A 7,264-nucleotide genomic window follows, 5' to 3' on the forward strand; every position below is an offset into this window, starting at 1 on the left:
GATGCGCCATCTGCTGCTGGACCTGCGCGGCCAGTCCAGCGCCATCAGCATGGAGAACGGGTTCGGCAAGACCACTCTCGCCGAGGCGTTGATCGGCCTGCTGTCCCGGGACCGCATGCTGCTGACCCGTACCCGCCGCAAGTGCTCGCCGAGCAGCGTCGGCGGCGAGGGGCGCAGCTGGAGCCACCTGCGCGTGGAGTTCCGCTCGCGCAGCGGTGCCGGAGGCCAGGACGACATGCTCGAGGCCGCCGGGGAGGAAGTCGCCGGCGAGACCTTCGTGTTCGGCTGCCACGGCTACAGCGACGGCAGCGGGCTGTCCTTCTATCACTACACGGGAACGTTCGAGGACGTGCCGGTGCACCACCACACCGCCGACGGCAAGCTGGCGCTCTACGCCAACCGTGACGTCAAGGCGGCCATGGCGCAGCGCGGCGTGCGGTTGACACTGAACCGCGAGGAGTGGCTGGAGGCGGTGGGGGCCCATGTGTCGCGCCGCGAGCTGGCCCAATTGGCGGCCTTCCAGAAGGAGGGCGGCGCCGACAAGAGCCAGATCTTCAACGCCATCCGGCCGCGGGCCGGCGAGCAGGCCGACCAGGCCTTCTTCTTCGAGGTGCTGGCGCCGGAGGTGCTGTCCGGGGCGACCCGCGGCGAGACCGACGAGGGCGAGGAGCTGATCGAGGAGGTGATCCTCAACTCCGGTACCAATATCACCGAGCTGCGCCATCGTCTCGAGGAAGCCGAGGCCGACCAGCGGCGCAGTGTCGACAAGGTCGATCGTCTGGCCGAGCTGTCGACCCGGGGCCAGGCGCTGCTCGGCGCTCGCGGCGAGCTCGCCGCCCTCGACCGGGGGCTGGCCGCCGGCGAGCGGCTGCTGGGCGGCCGGGCCCTGGCCGGCCTGCCGGGCGTGCCTGGTCGCCCGGCAGGCGACGGCTCCGAACGCGAGACCCTTGCCGGCTTCGCCTGGGGGGCCGGGGACACTGGCCGGCCGCGCGTCTCGGCGTGGCTGCTGGCGCGGCTGTGCGGCCGCGGCGAGCGCGAGCTGCGCCGGGCCCTGGGTGAGGCCGAGGTGCGCCTCGACGGACATCGGCGGCTGGTGCACTTGCCCGAGGCCGCCTGGCCCCTGGCCCGGGAGATCGGTCACCTGAGCTTCGAGGCCGCCCGCGACTGGCTGGCCGGCAGCCTGGCCTTCGATGACGATACCGCCCGCGAGCGCGCGCTCAAGGCCCTGGACGCCGGCGCCGAGGCCTTCGAGGCCCTGGATGGCAACCCGTTCCGCGACGAGGTGATCGCCGACCGGCTGTACCTCACCGAACTGGATGCTGACCTGGAGGCGCTCGACGAGCGTGCCGAGGGCCTCGATGGCGAGCGCGAGCGGCTCGAGTCGCGCCAGCGCGACTTCGTCGACAACCAGAGCTTCTACACCCAGGCGCTGGCCGATGGCCTCTTCGACGAGGCCGAGCTGGAAGCGCCAGGAGACACCGCCACGGCCTGTACACGTGAAGCCGAGGCCGCGCGACGGGCGCTGCTCGAACACAGCACCCGGGTCGGCGAGCTGTCCCGGGTAGCCGAGTGGCATGCCGACTTCGCCGCCGCGCATCCCGGCGAGTCCCCCGATGAACTGCTCGACGAGAAGTTGGCTCGCCAACAGGCCCTCGAGGAGGAACGCGACGCCCGGCGGCGAGAGTGGGAAGGCGCCGGCGAGCGCCTCGAGGCGGTGCGCGGCGAGTTCGCCCGCCACGACGGCGAGCGTCAGCGCCTGGCCGGCGAACGAGGCCCGCTGGCCCAAGCCCAGGGCCCCTGGGAGAGCTTTCGCCGCGACTGGCCGGAGGCCGAGGTGTCGGGCTTCTGGGCGGCCCGCAAGGCCGAGCTCGCCGAGCTCGAGGCCGAGTGTCGCGAGGCGCGCAGCGCGCGGGAAGACGCCGAGCGGTGTCGAGCCCGACTGGCTCCGCTGGCCGAGGCCGCCGAGCGCTATCGCGCGCTGCACGGCGACGACGAGCCGGTCCATCTGCGCGATCGCCTGCATGCCGAGGCCCGCCGGCTGGATGACGAGACCCACCGGTTGGACGTCGAAGAGACTCGGCTGCGCGACCTGCACCGGGCCCGGCTGGCCTTCGCCGAGCACAGCGAGCGCCCCCCCGAGGTCTGGCTGGCGGATGCCCGGCGACGCTATCCGCGCCTGCTCAGCGAAGCCGAGCGGCTCGAGGCGGCCATCGAGGGCCGCGAACGCTATCTCGAACGGCTCAGCGGCGATCCCCTGGAGCGCCGGGTCGTCGAGGCCGAGGCGCATCGGCGACTGGACGAGGCGGGCATCGCCTGGCGACCGCTGCACGAGGTGCTCAATGCACCCGACCATGACGAGGCGGCACGCCGCGCCTGGCTGGCCCAGGCCGCCGGCCTGCTGTTCGCGCCGGTGGTGGACGGTGAAGCGGCGGCGGAGCAGGCTGCCGAGACGCTGGTGGAGGCCGGGCTGGCGGTGCCGGTGCTCGACGCCGAGCGACTCGCGGCGCGGCTGTCGGCCGGCGAGGACCCTCTGGGGGCGATCCGTGGGGTGGAGACCCTGGCGGTCAAGGCCGCCCTGGATCCTCGCCATCTCGAAGCCCTGCGCGAGGCAACCCAGCGCCGCCTGGCCGCGGACCGCGAGCGCCAGGCGGCGCTGGCCGAGGAGTGCGCCCGGCTGGACCCTCACGGCGAGTGGCATGCGTTGGCGCTGAAGGCTCGCGAGGCCGATGAGGCGGAGGTCGAGATCGCCCTGGAGGCGCTCGCCGAGTCGCGCCGGGCGCTCGACGCCGAACGCGAGGCCTTGGCGCCGCGCCTCTCCGAGGCGGCGCTGGCCTGCATCGACGACTTCCAGCGCTTTCTCCAGGAGGGCGGTGAGCTGGCCCTCGAGGAAGCCATCGACGCGCGGGAGACCGCCGAGACGCGCCTCGTCGAGCGCGAGCCGACGCGCGACCGCGCCGCCCGACAGCTCGAGGCCCACGGCGACACCTGGCTGGCCGCCGAGCGGTTCGTGGACGCCGGCGGCGCCGAGCGCCTGGCGACGCTGGACGAGCGTCTCGCCGGGCTCGAGGAGCTGCTGTCCGACGCCGAGGCACGCCGCGACGCCGAGGCCGAGCGGCGGGAAGACGCCCGTCGCCGCCTCGCTGACCTTGAGGCGAGTCTCGCCGCGCTGTTCGCCGACGGCGAGCGCGATCGGCTGCGGGCCCTGGCCGATTTCGAACGCGAGGGCGGACCGGCCTTCATGGCCTCGGCCGACGAGCGCCGCGCGGCCCTTGAAACGGCCTTGGCCCGGGCCAGCCGGCGCGCCGATTTCGACTTTCAGCGCATTCGCGCCTACCTGGAGGTGCGCGACGCCGCCGGCGGTGGCCAGGCGCTCGAGCGCGACATCGCCCGGCTCAAGCGCGAGCTCAAGGAGACCCGAGCGACCCGCAAGGAGCGCGATCGCGAACAGCGCGAGGTGCAGCAGCGCCTGGCCGACCAGCAGGCGGCCCTGGGCAGCGTGGATCAGTTGGGCATCGCTTGGCTGGAGGCGCTGCGCCAGCTGCCCGACGGTTGGGCGGCGCGGCTCGTGGCCCTCGATGACGACGCGGCGATCGTCTGGCCCGAGGACGCGCCACAGGCCGAGTTCCATCAGGCAGCGCTCGAGCGCTGGCTGGCGCTGGCCGAGACCGGCGGTGAACTCGATGTCGAGGCGCTGGAGGGCGCACAGCAGACCCTGCTCGACGCGCTGGGCACCCTCAACCTGGGCGAGCGCGCGCGGGATCGCGAGCGCCAGGCGAAACGCGTGGCCTCGGTGGAGCGTGAGCTCGCCCAGGCCCTGGACGAGGCCGCCCACAGCCGCGCCTTCAACGATACCGAGCGCGCACGCCTGGCGGCCCTGCCGGGGGTGACCGAGAGCGCGCTGCACGAGCTGGGCGGCCTGCATGCCCAGTTGGAGACGCAGCTCGACGAGCATCGCCGCCGCGTCGAGCGCCTGCAGGCCTCGCGGGAGCAGATCGAGGGCACCCTCGTCGAGCGGCTGAGCTCGATCATCGGCGATGCCGCCGGCAACCTGGACATCCTCAAGCGCGTCGCCCGGCGCAGTGGCGGCGATCGCTCCAGCGGTCAGAGCGGCGCCTACTTCGAGGTCAAGGCCGGGCTGATTGGCGGCGACGGGCTGCGCGAGCTGATCCAGGCACTGCTGGCCGACATCGACGAGCACCAGGCCGCCCTGCGCCGGCGGGCCGAGCGCGATGGCGGCGTCATGGTCGACGGCGAACCGCAGCGGCGCGACGAGGAGCTGCTCGGCCAGATTCGCCGACGGATCTATCGAGGACTGTTCCATGACGTCTCGATCCGCCTCAAGCACGACGCCATCCGGCCACACGGGCGGCTGTTCTCGCTCAACGAGGCGATGTCGGAAGGCCAGCGCGAAGCGGTGTCGCTGATGTGGCTGGTCAAGCTCTCGGAATTTGCCATCGAGCGCGAGTTGCGTGAGCTGCCCGGCCACCACAAGCGCCGGGCCCGGGCCAGCCGCGAGAGCGTGATCCTGCTCGATGGGCTGTTTTCCAAGCTGTCGCATCGTCGCCTGATCCAGGATTCCCTGGACTCGCTGCGCAACACCCGTGGACGCTTCCAGATGATTGGCCTGATCCACAACCCCAACTACGAGAACGATGCCGAGATCTTTCCCACCTACCTGGTGGGCAGCGTGATTGGCGGCGTCCAGGGGCAGGGCGGGCACGTGATGGTGCGCGACGGCCGCCTGACCGCCCCCGAGTCGATGGGACGCAGCGCCGGGGAGGCCAGCCTGTTCGGCATTCATGTCACCGAGCCGTTGGATGAGTGAACTCGAGCAGAGCGCCCGGGCCGCACAGGCCTGGCTCGAGGATGAATGGTGCCGCCTGTTTCGCCGCAGCCGGAAGGCCAAGCGTTGGAATTCGGCAAGCCTGGTAAGGAGATGGAAGCAAACAGGGGTGTGCGACTCCGAGTTCATCGCCTGGAAAGCCCTCGCGGACTTGGCGAGACAAGGGGTCGTCGATGCACCTCCCGGGTCGCTCGAGAGCCAGGTTCCCCTCCAGCTGGGTCTCTCCGAGAAGGCTGCGCATCGGCTACGTCAGACGATGGCTGCTCCGAATGCTTGTCTCGACCTGACGGCCGATCAAGCGACGTCCTGGTCTCGAGCCCTCGAGCGCGGCCTCGATGAATGGTCGCTGGCGGACCAGTGCCGCCTGGCCGAGGGACTGAGGCGCCTCGCCGCGGACCTGCCGAGCGCGTATCTGCTGACCCCATTTCAGGCCAGTGCTCGCTACCTGCTTGGCAGCAGCAAGCTGCTCGAGACGCTGCCACGGGAGTTGGTGCGTGCCTTCGGGATCGATCCGAAGGCGTTTCTGGCCGCTCCGACTTGGCTGTTGGCCGAAGTGCCTGAGATGCCGGAGGGGCTACTGCTGATCGAGAACCCCCAGAGTTTCGAGCAAGCACAGCGGTTGGGGCTTGGGAAGAGGCTCGCGCTGGTGTGTGCTTTCGGCTACGGACTGTCTCTGGGCGAGGCGATCCGTGACAACGGTCGAGTGAGACTGGTAGGCGAGGGGGCGCCCTGCCATGGCCTTGCGCGGTTGTTGAGGCTGCCGCGCCTGACGTATTGGGGGGATCTCGATGCTGAGGGGTTACGGATATTCCTGAGGCTCAAGAGCCAGTTGCCGGGTCTGCGCCTGTCGGCCTTGATGGCGCCCCTGGCCGACGCGTTGAGGCAAGGTTCCGGGCATCCCCTGCATCGCTTGACTGGGAAAGAAGGTCAGCGTGCTGCCCGGTTGCCACGAGGCATGGATCAGGAATGGCTGGAAGATAAGCAGGTTCTGGCGTTGGCCGGGTTGCCACTATCCACTGAGCTGGAGGCTCGGTGGATAGCGAAGGTTGAAGACGGATAAGGGCGTTCAGCCGTCGCCGACCACGCGATTGCGGCCCCGGTGCTTGGCTTGGTAGAGGCTGCCGTCGGCGCGCTGGAGCAGATTGTCGCGGGAGTCCCCGACGCGGTGCTCGGTGATGCCGATGCTGACGGTGATGCGGCCGGCGCCGAGTGGCCCGAAGGTGTGCTCGGCGATGACCCGACGCAGGCGTTCGGCGAGGTGGAGGGCATTGCGTCGCGAGGTGAGCGGCAACAGCAAAGCGAACTCTTCGCCGCCCAATCGGGCCAGCAGATCTTCCTCGCGCAGCAGGGCCTGGCAGCAGCGGGCCAGTTCCGTGAGCACCTCATCGCCTTGCAGATGGCCCCAGGTATCATTGATGGTCTTGAAGTGATCGAGATCGATCATCATCAGCGACAGAGGGGTGGCGTGACGGTTGCTCAGCGAGATCTCCTCGTCGAGGCGCTTGAGGAGCTTGCGTCGGTTGGCCAACCCGGTGAGGGCATCGCTGTCCGACAGGGTGCGCAAGCGCTCTTCCTCGGCGACCTGCTCGCTGATGTCGAGCATCATTCCGTGCCAGAGCACGCCATCCTCGACGCGCTGGGGTTGGGCGCGAACGGCGATCCAGCGGCAGGATTCCTTCGGTAGGGTGAGACGGAACTTGCTGATGATCGGGGTTCCCCAGCGTTCCGAACGTTCGATGGCGGCCATCAGGCGGGGATAGTCCGCCTCGTGAAGCCGCTCCAGGGCGGGTTGTGCAGTCTCGGCCAGACGGTCCGGATCCAGGTCCAGCAGGCGAGTCCCGCTGCCCATCAGGCAGGGGAAGTGCAGGTGGCCGTCTTCGTTGCGGTGCAACTGAAAGATCAGGCCGGGCAGTTGCTCGGCCAGTTCCAGGATCCTCACCGGTTCTAGCCGTTCCCTGCGCGGCATGACATCGATGGGAGGCATGACATTTCCCTTTTGGTTCCTGCTGCGTACAGGATGTCGTTATCGTTTGCGTGCTCGGCGATCGTCGGGGAAGAGCGAGCCTTATAGTTATTAAGCGCTTTATGATACACACGTCATAAGGCGCCGGCACCGACCATCAGTCGTAGGAGATCACCGACATTTGCGGTCAGGCAGCCGACTTATCAACGAGATTGGCGGCAAGTTTTACGTCGTCGCGCTGTCATGTGCAAGGTGTTGCGGTGCGCTGGCTCGGTCCTGGGTTGGATCGCTCGGCTCGAAGGGAAGGGCGAAAAGAAGCCGGGGAACCTGTGCGGCCCTTCGAGCATACCACCTGCCAGAGCGGAGGTGGCGAGCGCGGAAAGCGCCTGCACGCACTGACAGGCCGGAAATGAGCCGGAACATGCGCCGTCGGCGCTCTTGAGCGTTCAGCGCGGCGC

General features: G+C 69.7%; 3 protein-coding genes. 2 read left to right on the forward strand and 1 reads right to left on the reverse strand.

Features of this window, described 5'->3' with window-relative positions; genetic code table 11:
• Position 1 precedes the first annotated feature (1 nt).
• On the forward strand, positions 2-4,825 hold the full coding sequence (locus tag FHR96_RS07105) for a coiled-coil domain-containing protein (RefSeq protein ID WP_246392843.1): 4,824 nt from the start codon (positions 2-4) through the stop codon (positions 4,823-4,825).
• Positions 4,818-5,903 carry a Wadjet anti-phage system protein JetD domain-containing protein gene (locus FHR96_RS07110; protein ID WP_183386975.1) on the forward strand — a complete coding sequence of 362 codons (1,086 nt, stop codon included), beginning with the start codon at positions 4,818-4,820 and terminating at the stop codon, positions 5,901-5,903. Before FHR96_RS07105 ends, FHR96_RS07110 begins: the two co-directional genes overlap by 8 nt.
• A 6-nt stretch (positions 5,904-5,909) precedes the next feature.
• On the opposite strand, the gene FHR96_RS07115 is transcribed toward FHR96_RS07110, so the two are convergent.
• The gene (locus FHR96_RS07115) at positions 5,910-6,827 is read right to left on the reverse strand and encodes a sensor domain-containing diguanylate cyclase (RefSeq protein WP_183386976.1); all 918 of its coding nucleotides are present in this window, start codon (positions 6,825-6,827) and stop codon (positions 5,910-5,912) included.
• Positions 6,828-7,264: the final 437 nt, after the last annotated feature.

This window comes from Halomonas organivorans (assembly GCF_014192055.1).
Taxonomy (GTDB): domain Bacteria; phylum Pseudomonadota; class Gammaproteobacteria; order Pseudomonadales; family Halomonadaceae; genus Halomonas; species Halomonas organivorans.